General features: G+C 40.5%; 21 protein-coding genes and 1 tRNA gene. 6 read left to right on the top strand and 16 right to left on the bottom strand.

Features of this window, described 5'->3' with window-relative positions; genetic code table 11:
* Positions 1-80 precede the first annotated feature (80 nt).
* Together HZR21_RS07790 and HZR21_RS07785 are read left to right on the top strand one after the other, a co-directional pair.
* Positions 81-527 carry a DUF3290 family protein gene (locus tag HZR21_RS07790; protein ID WP_040525706.1) on the top strand — a complete coding sequence of 149 codons (447 nt, stop codon included), beginning with the start codon at positions 81-83 and terminating at the stop codon, positions 525-527.
* 10 nt (positions 528-537) lie between these two features.
* Positions 538-1173, top strand: coding sequence for a DUF421 domain-containing protein (locus HZR21_RS07785; RefSeq protein WP_180747162.1), 636 nt, complete (start codon positions 538-540; stop codon positions 1171-1173).
* 390 nt (positions 1174-1563) lie between these two features.
* On the opposite strand, the gene HZR21_RS07780 is transcribed toward HZR21_RS07785, so the two are convergent.
* A complete protein-coding gene (locus HZR21_RS07780) occupies positions 1564-3153 on the bottom strand; it encodes an ABC transporter permease (RefSeq protein ID WP_180747161.1) in 1590 nt (529 codons plus the stop codon).
* Entirely contained in the window at positions 3150-4043 is an 894-nt protein-coding gene (locus HZR21_RS07775) for an ABC transporter ATP-binding protein (RefSeq protein ID WP_180747160.1), read from the bottom strand. The genes HZR21_RS07780 and HZR21_RS07775 overlap by 4 nt, the downstream gene beginning before the upstream one ends.
* Before the next feature lie 109 nt (positions 4044-4152).
* Here HZR21_RS07775 and HZR21_RS07770 point away from each other — a divergent pair, with 109 nt between their 5' ends.
* Complete coding sequence (locus HZR21_RS07770; protein ID WP_180747159.1) at positions 4153-4728, top strand: TetR/AcrR family transcriptional regulator; 576 nt, start codon at positions 4153-4155, stop codon at positions 4726-4728.
* A gap of 795 nt (positions 4729-5523) precedes the next feature.
* On the opposite strand, the gene HZR21_RS07765 is transcribed toward HZR21_RS07770, so the two are convergent.
* The 12 genes from HZR21_RS07765 to rlmH form a co-directional block, all read right to left on the bottom strand.
* The gene (locus HZR21_RS07765; RefSeq protein ID WP_180747158.1) at positions 5524-6966 is read right to left on the bottom strand and encodes a 6-phospho-beta-glucosidase; all 1443 of its coding nucleotides are present in this window, start codon (positions 6964-6966) and stop codon (positions 5524-5526) included.
* 327 nt (positions 6967-7293) lie between these two features.
* Entirely contained in the window at positions 7294-8139 is an 846-nt protein-coding gene (locus tag HZR21_RS07760; RefSeq protein ID WP_180747157.1) for a Cof-type HAD-IIB family hydrolase, read from the bottom strand.
* 36 nt (positions 8140-8175) lie between these two features.
* Positions 8176-9606, bottom strand: coding sequence for a glycoside hydrolase family 1 protein (locus HZR21_RS07755; protein WP_180747156.1), 1431 nt, complete (start codon positions 9604-9606; stop codon positions 8176-8178).
* A 67-nt stretch (positions 9607-9673) separates the two neighbouring features.
* Positions 9674-11110 carry a glycoside hydrolase family 1 protein gene (locus tag HZR21_RS07750; RefSeq protein ID WP_180747155.1) on the bottom strand — a complete coding sequence of 479 codons (1437 nt, stop codon included), beginning with the start codon at positions 11108-11110 and terminating at the stop codon, positions 9674-9676.
* An 87-nt stretch (positions 11111-11197) separates the two neighbouring features.
* A complete protein-coding gene (locus HZR21_RS07745; protein ID WP_180747154.1) occupies positions 11198-12058 on the bottom strand; it encodes a histidine phosphatase family protein in 861 nt (286 codons plus the stop codon).
* A gap of 89 nt (positions 12059-12147) precedes the next feature.
* On the bottom strand, positions 12148-14043 hold the full coding sequence (locus tag HZR21_RS07740; RefSeq protein ID WP_180747153.1) for a beta-glucoside-specific PTS transporter subunit IIABC: 1896 nt from the start codon (positions 14041-14043) through the stop codon (positions 12148-12150).
* Between the two features lie 187 nt (positions 14044-14230).
* Complete coding sequence (locus HZR21_RS07735; protein ID WP_180747152.1) at positions 14231-15076, bottom strand: PRD domain-containing protein; 846 nt, start codon at positions 15074-15076, stop codon at positions 14231-14233.
* Positions 15077-15326: 250 nt separating this feature from the next.
* Positions 15327-16808, bottom strand: a complete 1482-nt coding sequence (guaB, locus tag HZR21_RS07730) for an IMP dehydrogenase (RefSeq protein ID WP_180747151.1) — start codon at positions 16806-16808, stop codon at positions 15327-15329.
* Positions 16809-16873: 65 nt separating this feature from the next.
* On the bottom strand, positions 16874-17011 hold the full coding sequence (locus HZR21_RS07725) for a hypothetical protein (protein ID WP_180747150.1): 138 nt from the start codon (positions 17009-17011) through the stop codon (positions 16874-16876).
* A gap of 14 nt (positions 17012-17025) precedes the next feature.
* The gene (locus HZR21_RS07720) at positions 17026-17703 is read right to left on the bottom strand and encodes a YoaK family protein (RefSeq protein WP_180747149.1); all 678 of its coding nucleotides are present in this window, start codon (positions 17701-17703) and stop codon (positions 17026-17028) included.
* Positions 17704-17776: 73 nt separating this feature from the next.
* Positions 17777-18439: a DNA alkylation repair protein gene (locus HZR21_RS07715; protein ID WP_180747148.1), complete on the bottom strand. Its 663-nt coding sequence runs from the start codon at positions 18437-18439 to the stop codon at positions 17777-17779.
* Positions 18440-18577: 138 nt separating this feature from the next.
* A complete protein-coding gene (rlmH, locus tag HZR21_RS07710; protein WP_180747147.1) occupies positions 18578-19054 on the bottom strand; it encodes a 23S rRNA (pseudouridine(1915)-N(3))-methyltransferase RlmH in 477 nt (158 codons plus the stop codon).
* A gap of 294 nt (positions 19055-19348) precedes the next feature.
* Between rlmH and HZR21_RS07705 the strand changes: the two genes are divergently transcribed.
* The gene (locus HZR21_RS07705; protein ID WP_180747146.1) at positions 19349-20605 is read left to right on the top strand and encodes a S1C family serine protease; all 1257 of its coding nucleotides are present in this window, start codon (positions 19349-19351) and stop codon (positions 20603-20605) included.
* A gap of 41 nt (positions 20606-20646) precedes the next feature.
* On the opposite strand, the gene HZR21_RS07700 is transcribed toward HZR21_RS07705, so the two are convergent.
* Together HZR21_RS07700 and HZR21_RS07695 are read right to left on the bottom strand one after the other, a co-directional pair.
* Positions 20647-20967: a hypothetical protein gene (locus tag HZR21_RS07700; protein ID WP_180747145.1), complete on the bottom strand. Its 321-nt coding sequence runs from the start codon at positions 20965-20967 to the stop codon at positions 20647-20649.
* Between the two features lie 89 nt (positions 20968-21056).
* Positions 21057-21128, bottom strand: a tRNA-Glu gene (locus tag HZR21_RS07695).
* Between the two features lie 180 nt (positions 21129-21308).
* Here HZR21_RS07695 and HZR21_RS07690 point away from each other — a divergent pair.
* Both HZR21_RS07690 and HZR21_RS07685 read left to right on the top strand, forming a co-directional pair.
* Positions 21309-22307 carry an LTA glycolipid anchor biosynthesis glycosyltransferase, IagA/BgsA family gene (locus HZR21_RS07690; RefSeq protein ID WP_180747144.1) on the top strand — a complete coding sequence of 333 codons (999 nt, stop codon included), beginning with the start codon at positions 21309-21311 and terminating at the stop codon, positions 22305-22307.
* 96 nt (positions 22308-22403) lie between these two features.
* The gene (locus HZR21_RS07685) at positions 22404-23735 is read left to right on the top strand and encodes a glycosyltransferase family 4 protein (RefSeq protein ID WP_180747143.1); all 1332 of its coding nucleotides are present in this window, start codon (positions 22404-22406) and stop codon (positions 23733-23735) included.
* Positions 23736-23767: the final 32 nt, after the last annotated feature.

The following is a 23767-nucleotide window of genomic DNA, read 5'->3' as shown; positions in this document are numbered from 1 at the left end:
TTTAGAGCCTCATTTCTAAAAAATTCTGTATTTTGTGATATAATCTTTTCTTATGAACACAAATTAAGAAAGAGGAAACCATGGACTTTTTTGGCATAGAATTTTTGAAGGAACACTCAGGCTTAATAGACTATATCTGGTATATTCTCATTTTTGGGTTATTGATTATTTTATTATTCGTTTTTGGGTTGGCGCTTAAACATCGTATGAAAACAAAATATAGGGAGTTGAGTCTTATTGTCTTGCTACTATTGATGTTTTCGCTAGGGATTCAATACTCTAATTACAAGATGTATCAATCAAGACAATCTCAATCATCTCAAATGGTTTTATTTATGCAATCCTTAGCGCAATCAAAGGAGACTAGCATCAATAATATTTACGTTAATTCAACTCAGTATAGTGACGGTATTATTGTTCTGATAGATGATAAGTATTACAAAGTTACGATAAACCCTGACCAAAAATCATATACTTTAACGGATGCTTATATCTTTGACAACAAAGTCAATATCATAAATAAATAAAGGAGATGTCATGCAGATTTACAGCCCTATCATCATTAAATTAGCTTTAGGTATTATATGCTTAATTGCCCAAATCAACATTATGGGAAAAGGAAATTTAGCGCCTTCATCAGCAATGGACCAAGTTCAAAATTATGTTTTAGGTGGCATTATTGGTGGTGTTATCTATACTAGTTCAATCACTGTCTTACAGTTTGTTTTGGTCTTAATTATTTGGACTCTCCTAGTACTCGTTTTAAAATTTTTAAAAGAGCATAATCGCTATATAAAATTAGTCATTGACGGCAAACCGTTAACTTTAATACATAACGGCAAAGTGATTGTTGATGAGTGTTTGAAAAACGGTATTTCTGCCAGCGACTTAATGATGAAACTAAGAGCAAATGGTATCTATGAAATCAAAAAAGTAAAACGTGCGATTTTAGAACAAAATGGTCAGCTGACCCTAATCGAATTTGGCGAGGATAATATTAAATATCCTCTCATTAACGACGGACAACCAAACTATGATGTGTTAGAAATAATTGACAACGATATTGAGTGGTTAGAATATCAAGTAACCTCTCAAGGGTATAATAGCTTGAAAGATATTTATTTAGGGGAATATGTGTCAGGAGAAGTCATTCTTTACGGATATACAAACTGAAAACATGATGTTTAAATGCGAAATTGGTAACAAAAGTGATGATTTTGTGCGAAATCGGCATTCTTTTGCCAAAACAATACGAAATCGGTAACAAAAGTAACGATTTTGTGCGAAATCGGCATTCTTTTGCCAAAACAATGCGAAATTGGTAACACAAGTGACGATTTTGTGCGAAATCGGTATTCTTTTGCCAAAACAATGCGAAATTGGTAACACAAGTGACGATTTTGTGCGAAATCGGTATTCTTTTGCCAAAACAATGCGAAATTGGTAACAAAAGTGACGATTTTGTGCGAAATCGGTAACACACCCCACCTTCATAAAGTACAAAAATACTATAATCTATCGTCGATTATAGTATTTTTGTCTCTTATCTATCACGTTCAGACTCTAAATATCTCTTTTTTGATAGATCAAGCTGCTCATCCCCAGCAAAGCCAGAGATATTATCCCCATGACACATACATAGCGCCAGTCCATCTGATCGACTGGCAACCTTGGTACCCAGTAAAAGGGGGTGAGTTGGTGGTAGATTTTGCTGAGGTTCAGAAGGCTGCCGAGGTAGTCAGCGATAAAGCTTGCGATGAGATAGAGCCAGGCTAGGTCGAGGAGTTTGCGGTTGACGGCGATGAGAAGTGTGGTGAGGCTTGCGAAAACGAGGAGGGTGGGCAGGTAGGCTGTGGTGGCGCTCATGACGGTGGTGACTGCGATTGGGTGCGCCATGACGGCGGCGGATGCCAGATAAAGGCCTATGCCACCAAGTTCTGCGACGATAATGCCGACTAAAACGGCGAGGCACCAAGTCGACCAAAGGAGCTTGGTGCGCGAGGTTTTCAGCAACAGCAAGTCCAAGCGACCTAGGCGTTCATCTTTGCCGAGGCGACCAATCAAACTGATAACCGTCACGGTGGCTAAAACGACGAGAATCATCAAAATCGTGCCCATGAACTGCGCCGCCAGATTAAACTTGGGATTCTCGACAAACATGGCCTTAATCGTCGCATTGGTCTCGACGAACTTATCAATATCACCAAAAATCGAGCCGTAGGTCGCGCCCATCAGCAGCAGACCTAGCCCCCAAATCATCAGCTGGCCTTGCGCATTTTTGGCAACGAATCCTAGTGTGCTGCTGTAAAATCGACTGGCGCGGTGGGGTTTTTCCTTCTCGCTGAAAATGCTACCTGATATGTCACGACGGGTCTGTAAATTCAGAGTGATGAGGCTTAGACACCCTACCAAAAGCAGCGTTGCTAGCAGATAAAGCCAATGGTTCCCAACGGAAGGGCTGCTTAGATAAACCCAGGCGAGGGGGTTGAGGCGAGACAGTGTGTGGTTGGATAAATCGGTGAAGGCGCGGGCGATGTAGAGGGCGTAAACTAGGCTGAATGTTGCGTTTCTGGCGGCGCTGGCTGTGGCAAAGAGTTGGGCTGCGAGCAAGGCTAAGGCTGAAAAGAGTAGGCCGCTCAGGGCGAGGGAAAAGCCGTAAACTGCGTTTGTCGCAAGGGAAAAGCCTGCGATTTTTTGGGTCAGAATGGTTAAGCCTGCTGTGATGAGTAGGGCGCTTGTCAGATAAAAGCCTGTCATTTCTAACAAGACGGCGACTGGCTGTGTCAATTTGCCGACTGGAAAGCTGAGGACGAGTTCGCTCAGGCCTTCTTCTTCCTCTGCCCGCGTTCTGGATAGGACGTGCAGAATGCCTACGATGATAAAAATTAGCGCTGTAAATAGGGTCATTTCCTGAAAATAAAAACTGGCGAGGGTCACGGTTTGTGTCGTCGCCTCGGTTGGGCCAACGAGGGCAATCATGGCTGGATTTTTCAAGGTCTCAAATATTGCCAGGAGTTCGGTCTTGGTGCTATAAATATTTGTCATCATTGGCGCATAAAAAATAGCAAAATAGACTAGACCAAGCAGGGTAACACTCAGTTTTTTCCAGTCTTTTTTGATTAAATTTCTGAAAATGAGCGCAAAATTTGTCATGCCTGCTCACCGCCTTCATACTTATCCATGAACAATTCATCAAGCGTCGGTTTTTGGGTGGCGATTTTGATAATTTCTTGCGTAGCTAGATAGCTCATGACCGCTGCAACTCCTGCATCATCAAGTAGGAACGTCGCCGTATTGCCAGAGATTTGAAGTTGACTCACGCTTGAAAACTCACGTAAGCCCGTAAGTTCAGACTTTGTTGTCACCGACATTTTAGACTGAGTAATCGACTTCAACTCTTGCAAACTGCCGCGCTCGATAATTTCGCCATTTTTAATGATGACAATGGTATCAGCCAGTTTTTCAACTTCTGATAAGATATGCGAGGAGAGTAGAATCGCCTTACCGGCTTTTTTCAAGCGTTTGACTTCATTTTGAAAGACATTTTCCATGAGCGGGTCAAGCCCGCTCGTGGGTTCATCAAAGATATAGAGGTCTGCCTCGGTCGCAAGCGCAGAAATCAGAGCGATTTTCTGCTTGTTACCTTTAGAATAGGCTTTGGCTTTTTTGTTAACATCAAAATGAAAGGCTTTGATGAGCTCAGCCTGTTTATCAAGGTTGACATTTTTGCGAAGTTTGGCAAAAAGAGCTAAAATATCGCCGCCTCGCATATTATCCCAGACATTGGTTTCACCTGGGACGTAGGCGATTTTTTCGTGAATAGTATCAGCTGCGGTGAACACATCTTGATTAAAAATTGTGACGGTACCGCCATCTCTTTTCAGTAAACCAAGTAGGGTTCTGATTGTCGTTGACTTTCCTGCACCATTAGGCCCAAGAAAACCAACGACTTCACCGGCATTAACGGTAAAGGTAACATCTTTCAGAGCCTGAAACTTGCCAAAGGATTTCTTTAGATTTTCAATTTTAATAATTTCTGACATTTTGAACTCTCCTATGCTGTATAGTTCATATTTTACGCTTTTACTGTTAATTGTCAACTGATTTTGTACTTTCATTGACAAATGAGTTCAAAAGTTCTATGATAAAACTATGAATGGCTATACCAAAAACAAATTAGATAAAATGGCGAAAATCGAGCAGGTGACTTTTGACCTGCTCAGTACTTTGCCGATTAAAAAGATTGCTGTGACTGATATTTCAAAAACTGCTGGCGTTTCCAAAGTCACGATTTTTAATTATTATGAGACTAAGCAAGCCTTGATTAAAAAAGTCATTTTTGATCATTTTCAAACGATTTATGACCAGTATGAGGCGATTGTCCAGTCAGATTTATCTTTCGAGGCTGCCTATCGTCGCTTGACCCAGTTTGAGTTGACCGAGATGCAAAAAAATTCAGGCACGCTCAACCAAAATATCATGACCCTCTACGCCTCTGACCCTAATTTTTATGACCAAGTTGCCCAAGATAAATCCGACCAACTCATTCTAGCCTTGGTCAAAAAAGGGCGTGCAGATAACTTTATCAATCCACGCTATAATGATGAAACGATTCTAAGCATCTTCCGCATCTACAACGAAGGCATGAAAATCTTTAGCGATACCCCAGACAAACTTTTTAGCATGACCGATGATTTAACCTCGATTTTTTTGAATGGTTTGAGATAACGACTCAATTTGAAATGTCCAGTTTCATTATTTTACCAATTTCACACAAAATCAGCTCTTTCCTTGCTAATTTCGACATCTTTCCTAGAAAGATGACCAATTTTACACAAAAACAGCTCTTTTATTGCTAATTTCGACATCTTTCCTAGAAAGATGACCGATTTCACACAAAAACAGCTCTTTTATTGCTAATTTCGACATCTTTCCCAGAAAGATGACCGATTTCACACAAAAACAGCTCTTTCCTTGCTAATTTCGACATCTTTCCCAGAAAGATGACCAATTTCACACAAAAACAGCTCTTTTCTTGCTAATTTCGACATCTTTCCTAGAAAGATGACCGATTTCACACAAAATCAGCTCTTTTCTTGAGGCTGCTGAAAAAGTAGGAAATTACCGAAAAATAAGTTCAAGAATTGCTCAACCACGCAACCTCCACTTTTTTATCATTTTCGTATTCTCTTTAGTGATTCATCATGTAGCTTGACAATTTTTCAAAAAGCAGCACAAAATAGACTATGACCACTTTCGATTAACACGGAAATCGTTCATAGCCTATTTTTTAGAGATCTTTTGTCCCACCCCCTTTTGACTGCATCAAAAAAGCCAACCGAGGTCGACTTTTCTGCTGTATGAGCACCTCTAAAAACTCAGATTTGCCACTTTTGGCTAAATTTACCTATCGCGTCGTTATTGCTCCGCACCTTACAGTAGTATGCTTTGTCGCAATGCCTAGCGCTAGAAAAATTTATCTCAAAAGTTATCAAAAGCAGTTTTTAGAGGTGCCCATATGATTTATTCTTTTTCCCAACTCGTGTCAGCACCATTGCTTGCAATGACTTGCTTGTACCAGTTGAAAGACTTCTTAGGCGTCCGTTTGAGCGTGCCGTTGCCTTCATTATCGCGGTCGACATAAATGAAACCGTAGCGTTTTTTCATCTCACCCGTTCCCGCAGACACCAAATCAATACAGCCCCAAGACGTATAGCCAAGCACGTCCACACCGTCAAGCTCAATAGCATCACGCATGGCATCCACATGCTGTGCCATATAGTCAATGCGGTAGTCATCTGCCACATAACCATTTTCATCCGGCACATCAACTGCGCCTAGACCATTTTCAACCACGAAAAGCGGTTTTTGATAACGGTCATAAAGACTATTCAAGGTTGTCCGGAATCCGAGAGGGTCAATCTGCCAGCCCCACTCGCTTGATTCGAGGTAAGGATTTTTGACAGAGTCGAAAATGTTGGATGCTGTGAATTCGACCTCATCATTATCAGCGCCGATAGACACGCGCGTTGCGTAGTAACTAAAGGATACGAAGTCGACCGTGTTGGCTTTGAGGAATTCAAGATCGCCGTCCTCAATCGGCAATTGGATGCCTTTACGCGCCAAACGTTTCAAGAAGTAGTTCGGATATTCGCCACGCGCCTGCACGTCAATCAAGTAGTACTCGTCACGCGCATCTTCATAGGCTGCCCAGACATCACCCGGACGGCAAGAATACGGATAGTAGACCGCGCCTGCCATCATACAGCCGACCTTGTTTTCAGGATCAATTTCGTGGGCGATTTGCGTCGCTTTAGCGCTGGCTAGCAACTCATGGTGTGCTGCTGTGTACTTAGCAAGGTCTTTGTCTTCACCGTCTTCAAAAGTCAGGCCAGCCCCCATAAATGGTGCATGAAGAATCATATTGATTTCATTAAAGGTCAACCAATACTTAACCAAGCCTTTGTAACGTGTGAAAAGTACACGAACCAAGTTTTCGTAGAAGTCCACGAGCTTGCGATTTTTCCAACCACCATATTCTGTAATCAAATGAATCGGACAATCAAAATGCGTAATGGTTACTAATGGCTCAATCCCATATTTATGACATTCTTTGAATAAATCTTCATAGAATTTAAGACCCGCCTCATTTGGCTCAGTTTCATCACCCTTTGGAAAAATACGTGACCAAGCGATTGATAAACGGTAAGTTTTAAAACCCATTTCGCCAAACAATTTGATGTCTTCTTTGAAATGATGATACATATCAATCGCCTCTTTTGCTGGATAAAAATGCGCATCATCAAATGCTAAATGTTTCATTTCCCCTGTAATAATCGGAAAACGGTCCTTACCGAGTGGCACGACATCAACATTAGCTAGTCCACGGCCATCTGCATCATAGCCACCTTCACATTGGTTAGCGGCAGTAGCGCCACCCCATAAAAATCCTTTTGGAAAACCCATTTTTTATTTCTCCTTATTATTTATTTTAATTGTTTATCATAGGCATGCCTATTTTCAAATGGTGCTGAGCGCTCGTTTACACCTTTTAGGCAATCCGGTTTATAACGAGCAACACCTTATGAAAAAGATAAAATACAGAACCGACGCGAGCGTCGAACCGTGTATTTTCCTATTTTCAAATGGTGCTGAACGCTCGCTTACACCTTTTAGGCAATCCGGTTTATAACGAGCAACACCTTGTGAAAAAGATAAAATACAGAACCGACGCAAGCGTCGAACCGTGTATTTGCCTATTTTCAAATGGTGCTGAACGCTCGTTTACACCTTTTAGGCAAAATAATGATTCTTTTTAAAGCTTTCTGCAATGCCGTCGTGGTCGACGTCTGTTGTGATTTCATTTGCTGCTGCTTTTAGTTCGTCTGTGCCATTGCCCATGGCGATGTTGTAGCCGCAAGCGCGGAACATGGCGAGGTCGTTATTGGCATCGCCAATTGAAATGGTATCTGCTTTTGTCATGTTGAGTTTGTTAAGAACAAGCTCAATTGCGGTTTGCTTATCATTGCCTTTGACCGCAATTTCACCACTTTCTTTGCCGAAAAATGGTACGGTCATGTGGAACATTTCAAACTGTTGACCAAATTTATCAGCGATTTCTTGATAGGCCACTTCACGATTAATAAAGGAAATTTTGTTGACATCAGCGTAATCAATTTCGCTTGCAGCAAAACTATCAATCAGGTCATAAAACCATTGATTCGCGGTAGTAAGCTGGGCTATTTTTTCTTCATCTCCCTGACAATACGCCTCAATCGTTTCCTGAATGGTATCTTTATAGTACTTGCTGCCAAACAATCCGCTATTGGACTCCAAATAATAACCAATTTTGTGTGCATCGAAAAAATCGATAATTTCTCGAACAGCTTTTTCTGGCATGGTATGGTGATGAAGGATTTCATCGACGTAGGAAATGTAGCCACCACCAGCGCCAATAATCCCATCAAAGCCAATTGCCATAATATCTGGCAATATTTCTGGTTTAGAGCGTCCTGTGCAGATAAATGCTAGGTTGCCCAACTCTTGAAACCGATGAACAGTATCAATCGTGGCTTGTGTTGGCACGCTCGAGTCTCCTACCAATGTGCCGTCCACATCAAAAAAAGCTATTTTAGTCATGTTTTCTTTCCTCCTTTTATTAAGTGAGAAACTGAATTAAAGTTTCTCACCATTTGTCGCAATGACTGTTTTGTACCAATCAAATGATTTTTTCCGACGTCTTGAAAGGTCACCTGAACCGTCGTCATGTTTTTCAACATAGATAAAGCCATAGCGTTTCGCCATTTCACCAGTTGAGGCAGAGACTAAATCAATACAGCCCCAAGGTGTGTAGCCCATCAAATCAACACCATCTTTAATCGCGTTTGCCATCGCTGTGATATGTTTCGCTAAATAGTCAATGCGATAATCATCACTGATTGTGCCATCTGCCTCAACCGTGTCATAAGCACCTAAACCATTTTCAACAATGAAAAGTGGCACTTGATAACGACCATAAAGTTCATTCAAAGCAAGGCGTAAGCCCATTGGGTCAATTTGCCAGCCCCAATCACTTGCCTCAAGAAATGGATTTTTAACACCACCCAGAATATTACCTTCAACTGTTTCGCTATCTTCTGATGTAATATTTTGCACGCCAGACATATAATAGCTAAAGCCGATATAATCTACAGGATATGCTTTGAGTAATGCCAAATCACCTTCTGCCATTTCAAGAGGTTGGACACCATTTTCTTTAAACAAGCGTGCTGTATAAGCTGGATACTCACCCCGAACTTGCACGTCTGTACAAAAATAATTAAAGGCTTGATTATACTGCATCGCTGCCAGTTGGTTAATCGGATTTGAATCAAAACTATAAGTTGTTGCATAGACAATCATGCAACCAATTTTCAAGTTGGGATTTAATTCATGCCCAATTTTAACGGCAAGTGAACTTGCAACAAATTGATGATGCCAAGCCTGGAAAACATTTTGCTTGTCAGAACCGCCCGTTGCACCTACCATTCCTTGAGATAAAGCTGGAATTTCACAAGCACTATTGATTTCATTGAAAGTCATCCAATACTTAACTTTTTGATGAAAACGTGTCAAGACCACGCTTGCAAAATTTTCATAAAAATCAACTAGTTTGCGATTTTTCCAACCCCCATATTCTTTAGCGAGATGTAAAGGCATCTCATAGTGGGAAATCGTGATAACTGGTTCAATGCCATATTTAAGACATTCATCAATCAAATTATCATAAAACATCAAACCTTTTTCATTCGGCTCTAGCTCATCTCCTTGTGGAAAAATGCGTGTCCAAGCAATCGAGAAACGGTAACATTTAAAACCCATTTCTGCAAACAAGGCAATATCTTCTTTATAGCGATGATAATGGTCAATGCCTTTGTGATTGGGATAAGTGTATTTTGTCTCATCAATAGACCAATCAAAGTCTTCTGAGTTTAAGATGCCCCATCGAATTTTACCTCCTGGCATCGCATCTGAAACTGAAAGACCTTTACCGTCTACATTATATGCCCCTTCTAACTGATTAGCAGCTGTTGCGCCACCCCATAAAAATCCTTTTGGAAATATCATCTTGTCCCCCTTATTTAACCTTCAAGATTTGAATATCAAATTATTTTTTTAGCCTGATTTTTCTACTTTAAAGTTTTTCCCCATTACTTGTAATCACTTCTTTGTACCAATCGAAGGATTTTTTCTTATAGCGTTTGAGGCTGCCGCTACCGTCATTATTCATATCAACATAGATAAAACCGTAACGTTTGGTCATCTCACCTGTGCCAGCTGAAACAAGGTCAATCGGCCCCCACATCGTGTAACCAATCAGATTAGCACCTTTTTCAATGGCTGAATCCATGGCTTTGATATGGTCACGCATATAATCAATACGGTAATCATCCACTATCGTTCCGTCCGCTTGCAACTCATCTGCAAAGCCTAGACCATTTTCTACGACCATCAGTGGCATATTATAACGGTCTTGCAGGTCAATCAAGGTATATTCCAGACCGACTGGGTCAACTTGCCAGCCCCACTCGCTTGCTTTGAGATAGGGGTTAGCTTTGCCGCCCATGAGGTTACCGCCGGTTTCATCGGCATTTTCATCTGTCGTGATACAAATCGTCATGTAGTAAGAAAAAGTGTACATATCGACTGTGCCAGCTTTGAGAATTTCGGCATCGCCAGCCTCAAAAACTGGGAAAATGTCTTTGTTTTTCAGGTAAGTTGTCATGTAAGCCGGATAAACACCACGAGTTTGCACGTCACCGACAAACTTGGCAAATAAGAGGTCAAACTCTTTGCGCTTGAGGACATCTTCTGGTTTTGGTGTCAATGGATAGCTGGTAATATGACAAATCATACAGCCAATCATGAAGTCTGGATTAATGTTATGGCCTAATTCTACCACTTTTGCACTAGCAACTAAAGCATTGTGTAAGGCTTGGAAACGGACTTTTTCGTTAGTTTTAGCACCGTTTGGATAGATCGTTTCATCGTTTGGATTCATGCCTAAAACGGTTAACTCGCCATGGTCCATGGCACCAAAATTCATTTCATTAAAGGTAATCCAGTATTTAACTTTGGATTTGTAGCGTGTCATGACGGTTTCAGCATAGCGGACAAATAGGTCAATCACGCGCCTATCTGAAAAGCCATTATATTTTTCTACAATGCCCATTGGCAATTCAAAATGTGATAGGGTAATTAATGGTGTCATGCCATTTTTAATCAGTTCATCAATGACATCATCATAAAATGCTAAACCTGCCTCATTGGGTTCTAACTCATCACCCATAGGGAAAATACGCGACCATGAAATACTCATGCGGAAGATATTAAAGTTCATCTCACCAAAAAGTTTAATGTCCTCTTTGTAGTGATGATAAAAATCAATCGCTTTGTGGCTAGGATAATAAACCCCTGGTTCAACTGTTGGTGTAAAGCGACGCGCAAGTTTAACACCACCGACTGTTTTTAAATCCGGAACTGCCAGACCTTTACCGCCCTGGTCGTACCCACCTTCAAATTGATTGGCAGCCGTGGCACCGCCCCATAGAAAATCTTTTGGAAATGTCATATTACTCCTATCTTGTATTTAATTTAATAGATTATTTACACCTACTTGTGCAAATAGTACGCCTAAGCGTACTATCTACTTGTCATGTTATTTGCCTTTTTCGACATAGGTTAAGTCATTGACCGTCGCTACTTTGTATTGACCATCTTTATAAGTGATTTTTGAAACACTTGCATTTTTAAGGCCTGTAGCAGGAACCGGTGCTTTTTCATCAAGTGATGAGACCAAGGCTGCAATGGTCATACCGTGTGATGTCACAAGAATATTTTTCTGACCATTTTTTTGCGCATCTTTGACAATATCATCAAGCGCTGATTTCGAACGCGCAATGACTGTTTGATAATCTTCTGCTTGCCAGCTGACATCTGCTGCTGGAACTTTATTTTTCTGAGCGAGTTCCTCAAGTTTAGACTTGTCTAGCTCATGCAATGTGTCAGCAAAACCTTTAATCGTATTAACAAACCCGTCTTTAGCCATACCTGCTTGAAAGGCATCGAGTGTCTTGCCTTGTTTCTCAGCAATGGCCGTCCACATTTCTTCATTTGGCATCCCTTCATAGGTACCAAAATTAACCTCGCGCAACCGTTTATCCGTTTTTAAATTTTTCAGTAAGTCTTCTTGACCACTGTTTTTAAGAGCAATGTTGGCTGTTTCAACAGCACGACCACTATCACTCGAATAAACGGCATCAAAGGTCACTTTTTCAGCTTTCAAACCTTTACCGAGATATTCTGCGATTTCAACACCAGCTGGTGTCAACGGCGCATCAATCCATCCCTGTGAGCGGTCAGTCGTATTCAACATCGTTTTACCGTGTCGCGTCAAGTAAATTGTGACCTCAGCATTTTTATCAACTTTCGAGGTTTTGCTGGATACATTTTCTTTACAGCCAGTTATAATCGTCAAGGCAACCGCCATCATCGCTAGTTTCAAACATAATTTCTTCATCTATACCCCTTTACTCATCTACTCATCAAGCATTTACATCATGTTTAGTAAAAGAGTCGAATAGATGAAAGCTCAAGTCGTCTAATCAATTAAACTGTCACTAGCAACATATCTTGTCCTGAAACCGTTTGTTGGTCCGTGACATTGATTTGCTCGTAACTTGGTGTATTCATCACAATGACTGGTGTTTGTGTGCTATAACCAGCTGCCTCAATTGCGTCAATATCAAAGGCTAATAGTTTCTGACCTTTTTTCACAACATCACCTTGTTCGACAAATGCCTCAAAATATTTTCCGTCAAGCTGAACGGTATCAATACCAACATGGATTAAAACTTCTGCACCCGCATCTGTCAATATACCAATGGCGTGTTTTGTAGGGAATAAAGTCATCACGACACCATCAGCAGGCGCTACTACTTCACCTTTACTTGGCAAGACAACCACACCATGTCCCATGATGCCTTCTGCAAAAGCAGCATCTCCTGCCTCACTGAGTGGTAATACGTCTCCCGCTACAGGTGTCACTAAAATTTCTTTGGTTAATTTACTATTTTTTAGACCTGTTGCTGCTTTTTTAGCCTCTTCTTTTGTGAGTGCTACTGTCTCTGTATCATCATCAAATCCTAAAGCATATGCTAAAGCAAAACCTGCAACTAAAGCTGCCGCATCCAAGATAACACTATAAATCACAAATTTCATTGAGCCGTCTGGGGCAATCATTGTCGTATATCTGAAAATACCTAAACCACCATTATTATAGACTTCAATACCTAAGCCCATAGCAATGGCACCTGTGACAGCACCAACAATACATGATGCCCAGAATGGTTTTTTCTTAGGTAAGGTAATCCCGTAAATTGCTGGTTCTGTCACCCCAAAGATACCTGAGATAAAGGCTGGGATAGACAATTCTTTTAATTTCATGTTTTTGGTTTTCAACAATACGGCAAGCACTGCACCTGTTTGTGCAAAGGAAACGCTACCGCTACCAACCAAGAGAGAAGTTGGTTGACCTGATGCAAGTGCAATAAGAACAAACGGAATAAGCGCCCAGTGCATCCCAAACATAACCAAAACTTGCCAACCGAAACCGATAATCGCACCAAAAATAATTGGGTTAAAGTTTTGAACAGCAAGCAAACCATTTCCTAATAAATCTGCAGCTAAATTCATGACTGGACCAATAACTAAGAAAGTCAATGGTACAACGATTAAAGTTGTAAAAAATGGTACTAGGAAAAGCTTAACAACATCTGGAATGACTTTTCTAAGTGTTTTTTCAACAAAAGCAGCGAATGCCGTTGACCCGATAATTGGCATAACTGTTGAGCCATAACCCGCTAATGGAATTGAGAATGGAATGCCGAAGAAGTGCATGCCACCCGTTTCTGCGAATTGTTTGGCAGCCGAGCCGTCAATAAAACCTTTATAGACTAAAGCGGCTGCAATCATCATTCCTAAGAATGGTGAGCCACCAAATTTTTTCATAGCCGTATAGCCAAGGAAGATTGGTAAGAATAGAAAGAGCCCATCTCCCATGGCATTAAAAATCGCATAAGTCGAGCCTGCTGCAAAGCTTGGCCCCATAGAAAAACTCAAAATCGCCGTGACACCTTTTAGCATACCTGCTGCTGCTGCTAGTGTTGGTAAGATAGGTTGGAAAATACCCGAAACCATGTCGACAAACCGGTCAAATAGATTACCTTTTGGTCCATCATCAGTTACAGGGTCTAAAACACCCAAGACAGCATCCACATCTTTACGCACATCAGGCACGTGGTTACCAATAACCACCTGATATTGCCCGCCTGCTTGCATAACAGTTACGACGCCATCCATGTTTTTTAAAGTTTCCGTGTTTGCCTTAGACTCGTCTTTCAATTTAAAACGCAGTCTCGTGATACAGTTGGTTAACGAGTTGACATTTTCCTTGCCACCCACTTCTTTGACGATTTTTTCCGCCAGTTCTTCGTATTTACCCATGATTTTTCCTCCAAAAAATATTTAAATTTTATACTGGAGGTTTCGCCAACTTAATGTAACGACCCAAGCACTTGTGTCTCTTCCTCAGACACGACAATTTTGACCTCTTTCTGTCTGTATTAGGCGATTAACCACTATCAAGCAAGTCAATCTATATTTTCAAGGGCAAAGCCTTGAATTAACATATTTACACATTTTTTTGCACAATCCGTGCCAGATGAATCGTGATATAGGTCTGTTCATCTTTTGAAACCTGATAACCACGCGTCTTGGATAGGAAACCGACAATTTTGAGTGTCGTTTCATAACTTTCAGGAAAGCGCTCAATGATCATCTGAAAGAGACTATCATCACTGCTAGGTAAGGTCGTAGCATCATCAAGCAAGACTCGTTCACTGAAAAATTTAAGATGCGTTACAAAGCGTTGAAAGAAAATATCTTCTTCATTAATCGCGACTTGCAAACTATACTTGACAATCGTCAACATCTCTTCCATTAATTTGGTCAATTCTGATGCACTAGAGTCTCCTCGACCAAGCTCGCTATTAACGATATGCATGGCAATGAAACCCGCCTCATCATCTGTATCTAGTAAGTCGGGTAAGCCAAACTTCTTTGCAATATCAGCAACTGCTTTTTTTCCAATGGTAAATTCTGTTGGAAAAAAACGCTTAATGTCCCAAAGCAAGAAATTCTTAACTACAAAACCCTCCTTAGCTCTGAGTTGGGTTGCATTAATATGGTCAGCTAGCGACAAGAAAAGGGAATCATTAATCTTGCCAGGAATTTTATCCTTGGCTAAAGTAATGACTTTATCTGTAATCACAAAAATTTCATCCGGAATTTCGGCGAGTAGTTCGTCAATGCGACTACTTTCATCACCTTGCAGTGTATAACATTTTTCAATCTTTTCAACTGCAATTTTATCGCCAATCTTCTTGCCAAATGCCAGTCCACGTCCCATAGCAACAACTTCTGCTTGGTCTTTTTCAGTGATAACGACATTATTATTCAGAATTTTACTGATTTGCATAACCCAACTCCATCTTTTTTAAACGGATAAAAAAATAGACCAAAAACGATAGCATCACCCATCCATTTTTGGTCTAGCTTAACTTAATAATAACTACCCTTATTCTGCTTACCTCTATCTTATCACTTGCTGAAAGCGCTATCAACACTTAAATGCTAAAAATGTTATTTTTTTATTACATTATAAAGAATTTTACCTCAAAAAAACTTCTAACCCGAAAGGATTAGAAGTTTTTTAGTCAAATACAAGCTTAATGTACTGAATAGTTAGGTGCTTCTTTAGTAATTTGGACATCATGTGGGTGGCTTTCTTTCAAACCAGCGCCTGACATTTCGATAAACTGTGCATTTTCATGCAAGGCATCAATTGTCGCAGCACCTGTATAACCCATACCGGCTTTCAAGCCACCAATCATTTGGAAAACGATATCTGTGGCAGAGCCTTTATAAGCAACACGCCCTTCAATACCTTCTGGTACAAGTTTATTGGCCTCATTGACACCACCTTGGAAGTAACGGTCTGATGAGCCTTTTTTCATGGCTGACAAGCTACCCATACCACGGTAAGTTTTATATTTACGGCCTTGGTAAATTTCAAATTCGCCTGGTGATTCATCTGTTCCGGCTAACATTGAGCCAAGCATGACAGCATTACCACCTGCTGCAAGGGCTTTAACGATGTCGCCTGAATACTTAATCCCACCATCAGCGATGATTGTTTTACCATATTCACGCGCAACAGCTGCTGCATCATAAATAGCTGTGATTTGTGGCACACCAACACCTGCCACAACACGTGTCGTACAGATTGAACCTGGTCCAATTCCGACTTTGACCACGTCAACGCCTGCTTCATAAAGGGCACGCGCACCTTCAGATGTCGCAATGTTACCAGCAATCAAAGTACGGTCTGGGAAATGTTCACGGATTTCAGCGATTTTACGTAAAACACCTGCTGAATGACCGTGAGCTGTATCGATAACAATAGCATCAGCACCAGCTTCGAACAAAGCCTCAGCACGTTCAAATGTATCAGAGCTGACACCAACAGCACCGGCTACAATTAAGCGACCTTGTGCATCTTTAGCAGCATTTGGAAACTCAATCACACGCTCGATGTCTTTAATCGTAATCAAGCCTGACAAACGACCTTCACCATCTACAAGTGGTAATTTTTCAATTTTATGCTTTTGAAGAAGAGACTCAGCCTCTTTCAAAGTTGTACCGACTTGCGCTGTCACTAAATCTTCAGATGTCATGACATTTTTGATTTCTTGGTTGTAATCTTCGACAAAACGTAAATCACGGTTAGTCAAAATACCGACCAATTTGCGGTTTTCTAGTGTTTCAACGATTGGCACACCAGAAATACGGTACATTGACATCAAGTCTTCTGCTTCTTGAATTGTGTGTGTCGGTGTCAAGAAAAACGGGTCAGTGATAACACCAGACTCTGAGCGTTTAACTTTACGCACTTCATCAGCTTGCTCAGCAACACTCATGTTTTTGTGGACTACACCCATACCACCTTGACGCGCCATCGAAATAGCCATCGCACTGTCAGTGACTGTATCCATGGCCGCTGAAATAACGGGAATATTCAAAATCAAGTTGGGGGCAAGCTGTGTCCTCATGTTTACCTCGTTTGGTAGTACATGACTTTCAGCAGGAATGAGCAATACGTCATCGAATGTGTAGCCTTTTTTCAGAAATTTAGTGTCCCAATTTGACATTGAAATAGTTCCTTCTTTCTTATTTATAAGTAAGCAAATACTTGCTTTGTGTTTAGATATTGTTACTATTTTATCACGCTATCTGACTTTGTCAATACATTTGCATTAACTGATGTTTGAAATATGATTGAACGTTCAAAAATAGGCACAACTCGATAAGTCATGCCTTTTTTTTCAGTTGATGTTACTTCATTATATTGCATCACCTTATTTTTTCTTAATCAAAACCATTAACTTTCTCAAAATACAACACCAGATTAAAACCAAAGATAATAGGCAGAAGAGCATAGAGGGCATTTTCATCAAATTGATGTGCTAAAACAGTCGAGATAAAAACGCCTAAGCAAAATCCTGTGATGATTAAAAAAGTATAGCCACCACGTTTTAAAATCTCTGGTTTTCGCTCAACTAAGCCCTGTACGATGAAGACAGACATATTTTTCAGATTACCGGTCATCATGGTATTGGTATAAGGCACCCCACGCATTCGTTTGAAAGATTCCAACTGAACCGCAGCAATAAAAGAAAGCGACAGCACCGTCCATTTTGAGGCAACAAACTGGGCCATAACTGCAGTGATTAAGACCCCTATAAAAATAATCAAGGCAGCCAAAGCATGCCAACGCAAATGCTGATGCGATACAGCAAATTTCCGCGCAAAATATGTAAATATAGCACCTAACATAAAAGCAAAAATCGGGAGTAGGTAATTAGCCACCTCTGCAAGATTGCCTTCAGCCAAATTCTTCATTAGATAGATGAAATTTCCTGTTTGCAACCCAGCAAACCGTTTGCCCTGTGTCACAAAAGTATAAGCATCCAAAAATCCACTAATAAATGTAATTAGCACTGCTACACGCACGCGCTCAAAAATTCGATAATCTTTCTTTTTCACAAATCATCACTCCAATCTAGTTTATCCTATCAAACTTTACACTTATTTAACCGATAACGCACCTCAACTCTGGTTAAGCGTGGCTACGGTTTAAAACTTTCAAGCCTTCTCTAATCGATAAATTGCTAAGGTCAGCATCATGTTTGGCAATAAACTCACGCACCCAGTCTGGTGCAACTTTAGAATACTCACGCAAACTCCAACCAATCGCTTTATTAATGAAGAACTCGTCTGAGCCTAAGTTATTTTTGATGATTGTCGCTAATAAGTCAGCATCCGTTTCAAGTTTAAAGCCTAGTTGATGATCAATCGCAAGTCTGCGAATCCAAAAATTATCATCTTGTGACCAGACTAGCATGGTCGCCTTAGCCTGTGGAAAACGTCTCACAATACTGCCCACGTGTTCATCCAGAAAATCAATCGAATCCCACCAAGATTTTTGAATAGCCAAGGCATAAAGCTTATCCAAATCGGCTAAAGTTAGCCACTTTTGAACTTTTTTTAGATAGTCTCCAGCTAGATATTGAAATTCGCGATAGTCTTGGGCCCACAACTTATCCACAAGGGACCAGTCAACACACCCTTCCTTGGCTTTTTCCCGCAAAAAATCCTTAGATAATGCTCTGCGTTCGGGTGTTTTAATCCCCAGAAATTCAAAGTGATTTTTCATGTATCGCTTCATGCCTGACGCATTTTCCGGATTTTCGTGGGTTAGAAACGTCTCAATGATTGTCATTTTTTACCTGCTCAAATTGTTTTTTACTAGCATTAAATTCATACTGATAAGTTTGATTGTCCCTACCACTCGTCGTAATAAGCGCAAGATCATCGCTTGACCATTCAATTGAGAGCTAGGCTGTATGAAATGAGTCTGTCATTTATGGTAAGGACTCCCCTCTCGAATCATGAAGGCACGGTAGATTTGTTCAGTTAGAACGAGCCGCATTAATTGATGAGGTAAGGTGATGCGGCCAAAGCTGATCAGAGCATTGGCTCGTTTTTTAACACGTGGGTCCAAGCCAAGACTGCCGCCGATGATAAAGACAAGGGTTGAGGCCTGTTGCATGGCTTGCTCAAGACTTGTGGATAACTCTTCTGATGAGATGAGTTTCCCTTCAATTGCCATTGAAAAAACAAAATCACGGTCTGTGAGTTTTGCCAAAATTCGGTCGCCTTCTTTGGATAAAATTTGTGCATTTTCCTTTTCCGAGGCTTTGTCAGGCGTTTTTTCATCTGCTAATTCAACAATTTCCACCTGACCAAAACGCGATAAACGCTTGACATACTCTGCAATCCCAGCTGTGAGATACTTTTCTTTTAATTTTCCGACACTAATGATTTTAATTCTCATGGTTTTATTATACCAAAAAATCAAAATCATTTTTTCCACAACAGAAAAGAAATGTAAGGCTGTGAAAACTTTATTTATCCACATTTTCACAAAAGTTTCCACATTTTTGTGGAAAACTCATGGTTTTTTACACACTTGTTCACAAATTTATTGGTTTTTCCACAAAAATGTGTATAACTTCCCAAACCCACGCCACACACCGACTTAATATTTAACAAATACTTGATTTTAAGGTATGATTAAGTGGTAAGTACTAAACTTAAAAGTGACTAAATTAAATAAAGGAAGTGACATATGAAAAATAATAAGAAAACTGTTGCAAAATTAGTAGCTGCTGGCATTATCGGCGGTGCTGTTTCGCTAGGTGGGAATATCGCCTATGACCATTTTACTGGTGTTACACCTACCGCTACCAATCAAACAGGCACAAGCAAAGTGTCTAACGTGTCTTATAAAGTATCAAGTGGTACAACCAAAGCAATCTCCAAAGTCTCAGATGCTGTTGTCTCTGTTATTAACTATCAAAAAGCATCCTCAAATAGTTCATTAGACGACCTTTTTGGCGACAGCGCATCTGACAGCAAAGATAGCGCTACTGAGCAACCTGCAGGCGAAGGCTCTGGCGTCATCTATAAAAAAGACGGTGACGACGCATATGTCGTGACCAATAACCACGTCGTTGACGGCGCAACTTCACTCGAAGTTATGCTTTCAAATGGCGATAAAGTCAAAGGCACCCTAGTCGGGAAAGATGCTTACAGTGATTTAGCGGTCATTAAAATTCCATCAAAAGAAGTCACAAAAGTCGCTGAATTTGGAGACTCGTCTAAACTCACCGTCGGTGAACCTGCGATTGCTATCGGTTCTCCTCTAGGTAGCGAATATGCCAACTCTGCCACTGAAGGTATCATCTCTAGCCTATCACGCAAGGTTATCATGCGAAATGATAATAATGAAACAGTCAATATTAATGCCATCCAAACAGATGCAGCAATTAACCCTGGTAACTCAGGCGGCGCCTTGATTAATGTTGAAGGGCAAGTCATCGGTATCAACTCAAGCAAAATCTCTGCAACTGGCTCATCTTCTCAAGATGTTTCTGTCGAAGGTATGGGCTTTGCGATTCCATCTAATGACGTTGTAGAAATTATCAACAAACTCGAAAAAGACGGTGAAATCAAACGCCCAGCCCTTGGGGTACAAATGGTCGATCTCACTGGTATCAACTCACGCTATATTGATAAGCTCAAACTTCCTGACTCTGTTACAGCAGGTGTCGTGATTGCTGCAGTCCAAAAAGGCCTTCCAGCTAACTCTGCAGGTCTTAAAAAATACGATGTGATTACGAAAATCGGTGATACAAAAGTGACAACAAGTACAGAACTTCAAAGCGCGCTTTACAAATATAATATTGGCGACGATATGAAAGTCACTTATTATCGCGACGGTAAAGAAAAAACAGCGACCATTAAGCTCGCTGCATCCTCTGACAAGTTAGATTTTAAAGATACTGAATCAGCAGATTCTGCTAAAACAGACGAAAGTAAATAAGCAATCAAAAATCACGCTTTTGGCGTGATTTTTTTGATTGTTCAAATTTTCATCAAAAGACCAGTTAATAGTGCTTGACCGCCCACAATTTCATTTAAAGTTAAATGTCGATTGTTAAGAGCCAGATAAAGTTCACCTGTCGAGCGCGGCAAAGTCATTTTTAAGGCATAAGGTCTAAGCTCTGATGAAATCTGCGCCCACTCTCTATCGATATTATGTGATTTTTGGAAACGCATATAATGTCTCACCAAAATCTCTTTAATCTCAGGTGTCACATCCTTGGCATTGATTGCTTGCGACAATAAACAAGCAAAATTTTCAATTAATATGTCATTTTTGTCTTTTTCTTTTTGTCCAAACATATCATTTCTCCTTTATGAAAATGATTATACACTTATTTTCATAAAAAGTTACAAAAAAAACTTCCGTCCATTCTGACGAAAGTTTGGGATAGTCCGTACGGGATTCGAACCCGTGATACCGCCGTGAAAAGGCGGTGTCTTAACCCCTTGACCAACGGACCTAGGTGATTAATTGTTACTGATTTCCTCAGCAACATAAATAATTATATCGTAAAATTGAAAATCGGTCAACCCTTTTTTTGAAAAAAAACACATTTTTTTCATCAATATTTGCTTTTTATTGATTTTACGCCATAAGAATGATGTTTCCCGTTGATTTTCTGATATAATAGAAATAAGTTATGAAAATTTTACTCTATTTAGAAGCCGAAAAGTTTTTACGAAAATCTGGCATTGGCCGCGCCATCTACCATCAAAAGCGAGCATTAGACATTGCTGGCATTGACTATACGACAAATCCCCACGAGGATTTTGACATCGCACATATCAATACTTACGGCATTAAAAGTATCATGCTGCTTTTTCGTGCGAAACGAATGGGCAAAAAAGTTGTCTACCACGGTCATTCGACAAAGGAAGATTTCAGAAATTCATTTATCGGTTCAAATTTATTGGCACCGTTTGTCAAAAAATACCTGACTTTTTTATATCGACATGCTGACTTGGTTATCACACCAACAGAATATTCAAAACAGCTCATCATTTCTTATGGTGTGGATGTCCCTGTTATTGCCATCTCAAACGGCATTGACCTGAGCAAATATTGCCAGTCTCCCGAAAAAGAGCAGGCTTTTAAAAATCATTTTCAAGTATTACCCGAGCAAAAGATCGTCATGTGTGCGGCACTTTACTTTAAACGCAAGGGTATCGATGATTTCGTCAAGGTAGCTGAAATGATGCCTGATGTGCGCTTTATTTGGTTTGGTGAGACCAACCTTTGGACCGTTCCTGGTTGGGTACGACGTCTGGTCAAGAAAAACCACCCTGCCAATGTCGAGTTTCCTGGCTATATCAAGGGCGATATTTATGAGGGGGCAATGACTGCTAGTGATGTCTTTTTCTTCCCGTCGCATGAGGAAACTGAGGGAATCGTCGTCTTAGAGGCTCTCGCATCAGGTCAGAATGTTGTCGCGCGCGATATTCCTGTCTATGGTGGCTGGCTTGATAATAGCGCAGCAACTCTTGTATCAACGAATAAGGAATTTGTCTCTGCCCTTAGGGATGTGTTAGACGGCAAGATAGACAAGCGTGAGGCAGGACATCGTGTTGCTGAGAGCCGTTCAATTGAGAGCATCTCAACGCAACTCGTCGCTGCCTACCAATATGTTTTAGACAATTAATGTGCCTTTGAGGCATCTGCTAACGACAAACACTTCTCAGCCATGACTGTCATGACTGCGGGTCATGTGTCGTTTTCAATCTCTGAAGGAGTTCTTATGAGAATTGGTCTTTTTACTGACTCTTATTTACCTCAGGTTTCGGGCGTTGCCACATCAATCGAAACCTTATCCAATCAGCTCACCAAAATGGGGCATCAGGTTTTTATTTTTACGACAACGGACCCGCATGCTGATCCTGAAAATGATCAGAACAATGTCATCAGGTTGAGCAGTATTCCTTTGATTTCACTGGCTGAGCGTCGAATTGTGCTAAAAGGTGTCGTGGCAGCCTATCAGGTTGCCCAAACCTATCATCTTGATATTATTCATACACAAACCGAATTTGGTGTCGGCATATTAGGAAAACTTGTCGCACGGCAACTCAAAATTCCTGTCATTCATACCTTGCACACCAAGTATGAAGACTATGTTCATTATATTGCTAAGGGAAAAATTCTTCGACCAGGTATGGTCAAGTACATCATCAAGAGTTATTTATTCGGGGTGGATGGCATTATTGTTCCTAGCGCAATCGTCTTAGATATTGTTAATCGATATGGTGTCAACCTTGAAAAACGTGTGATTCCAACTGGGATTGAGCTCAATAAGTTTGTACGTCCTGAAATTTCAGCGGCTGATTGTGCTGAATTGCGGACAAGCCTTGGCATTCTACCTGATGAAACGATGTTACTGTCATTATCCCGCATTGCTGAAGAAAAAAATATCCAGTCAATTATCAAGAGCTTAGTAACAGTACGAGAGCAAATCAAGGTCAAACTTGTGATTGTCGGGAGTGGTCCTTATGAAGATAAACTCAAAAAGCTGGTCAAGGACTTAGCACTTGATGACATCGTCATTTTCACTGGTCTTGTTGATAATAATCAAACAGCTTATTACTATAAAGCAGCGGACTTCTTCATCTCAGCCTCAACTAGTGAGACACAAGGCTTGACTTATATTGAGTCGTTGGCATCTGGCACGCCAGTCTTAGCGACAGATAATGCCTATCTCAAAAGTCTGATCACCGAACCTGTCTTTGGTCGTCTTTTTTCTAGTGATGATGCCATTGCAGCGACTATTTTAGCCGCGATTACAGAAACACCTGACTTTGATCAAGTCCGCTATGATCAAAAACTCTACGAAATTTCAGCAGAAAACTTTGCTTTACGCGTCTACGAGTTCTATCTGGATAAAATCATCTCAAATGACCAGTTTCTAGCTCAAAAAGGTGAATCTATCCCTCGAAGAACAGCTCGAATCGTTCGCCAAGCACCAGCTAAAACGGTTAAAACCGTTGTTAGAACACCTAAAAAAGTCGCCTATTTTGCGAAAAAAGCGATTAAACACGCCAAAATTCTCAATAAATATGGTAAAATAAAGTTAAAATAATAAAAGTTAGGACGATTCATTGAATCGTTTTA

The organism is Pseudolactococcus laudensis, from assembly GCF_013449735.1.
GTDB lineage: Bacteria > Bacillota > Bacilli > Lactobacillales > Streptococcaceae > Pseudolactococcus > Pseudolactococcus laudensis.
Note: the sequence above shows the minus strand (reverse complement) of the source record. Positions and strands in the feature narration are given on the sequence as shown.

Coding starts and splice junctions, on each gene's coding strand:
- HZR21_RS07725 (WP_180747150.1), bottom strand. CDS start 17,011: ATGCAATATAATGAAGTAACATCAACTGAAAAAAAAGGCATGACTTAT.
- HZR21_RS07745 (WP_180747154.1), bottom strand. CDS start 12,058: ATGAAGAAATTATGTTTGAAACTAGCGATGATGGCGGTTGCCTTGACG.
- HZR21_RS07785 (WP_180747162.1), top strand. CDS start 538: ATGCAGATTTACAGCCCTATCATCATTAAATTAGCTTTAGGTATTATA.
- HZR21_RS07755 (WP_180747156.1), bottom strand. CDS start 9,606: ATGATATTTCCAAAAGGATTTTTATGGGGTGGCGCAACAGCTGCTAAT.
- HZR21_RS07760 (WP_180747157.1), bottom strand. CDS start 8,139: ATGACTAAAATAGCTTTTTTTGATGTGGACGGCACATTGGTAGGAGAC.
- HZR21_RS07685 (WP_180747143.1), top strand. CDS start 22,404: ATGAGAATTGGTCTTTTTACTGACTCTTATTTACCTCAGGTTTCGGGC.
- HZR21_RS07740 (WP_180747153.1), bottom strand. CDS start 14,043: ATGGGTAAATACGAAGAACTGGCGGAAAAAATCGTCAAAGAAGTGGGT.
- HZR21_RS07690 (WP_180747144.1), top strand. CDS start 21,309: ATGAAAATTTTACTCTATTTAGAAGCCGAAAAGTTTTTACGAAAATCT.
- HZR21_RS07775 (WP_180747160.1), bottom strand. CDS start 4,043: ATGTCAGAAATTATTAAAATTGAAAATCTAAAGAAATCCTTTGGCAAG.
- HZR21_RS07715 (WP_180747148.1), bottom strand. CDS start 18,439: ATGACAATCATTGAGACGTTTCTAACCCACGAAAATCCGGAAAATGCG.
- guaB (WP_180747151.1), bottom strand. CDS start 16,808: ATGTCAAATTGGGACACTAAATTTCTGAAAAAAGGCTACACATTCGAT.
- HZR21_RS07700 (WP_180747145.1), bottom strand. CDS start 20,967: ATGTTTGGACAAAAAGAAAAAGACAAAAATGACATATTAATTGAAAAT.
- HZR21_RS07735 (WP_180747152.1), bottom strand. CDS start 15,076: ATGCAAATCAGTAAAATTCTGAATAATAATGTCGTTATCACTGAAAAA.
- rlmH (WP_180747147.1), bottom strand. CDS start 19,054: ATGAGAATTAAAATCATTAGTGTCGGAAAATTAAAAGAAAAGTATCTC.
- HZR21_RS07750 (WP_180747155.1), bottom strand. CDS start 11,110: ATGACATTTCCAAAAGATTTTCTATGGGGCGGTGCCACGGCTGCCAAT.
- HZR21_RS07780 (WP_180747161.1), bottom strand. CDS start 3,153: ATGACAAATTTTGCGCTCATTTTCAGAAATTTAATCAAAAAAGACTGG.
- HZR21_RS07705 (WP_180747146.1), top strand. CDS start 19,349: ATGAAAAATAATAAGAAAACTGTTGCAAAATTAGTAGCTGCTGGCATT.
- HZR21_RS07770 (WP_180747159.1), top strand. CDS start 4,153: ATGAATGGCTATACCAAAAACAAATTAGATAAAATGGCGAAAATCGAG.
- HZR21_RS07765 (WP_180747158.1), bottom strand. CDS start 6,966: ATGGGTTTTCCAAAAGGATTTTTATGGGGTGGCGCTACTGCCGCTAAC.
- HZR21_RS07790 (WP_040525706.1), top strand. CDS start 81: ATGGACTTTTTTGGCATAGAATTTTTGAAGGAACACTCAGGCTTAATA.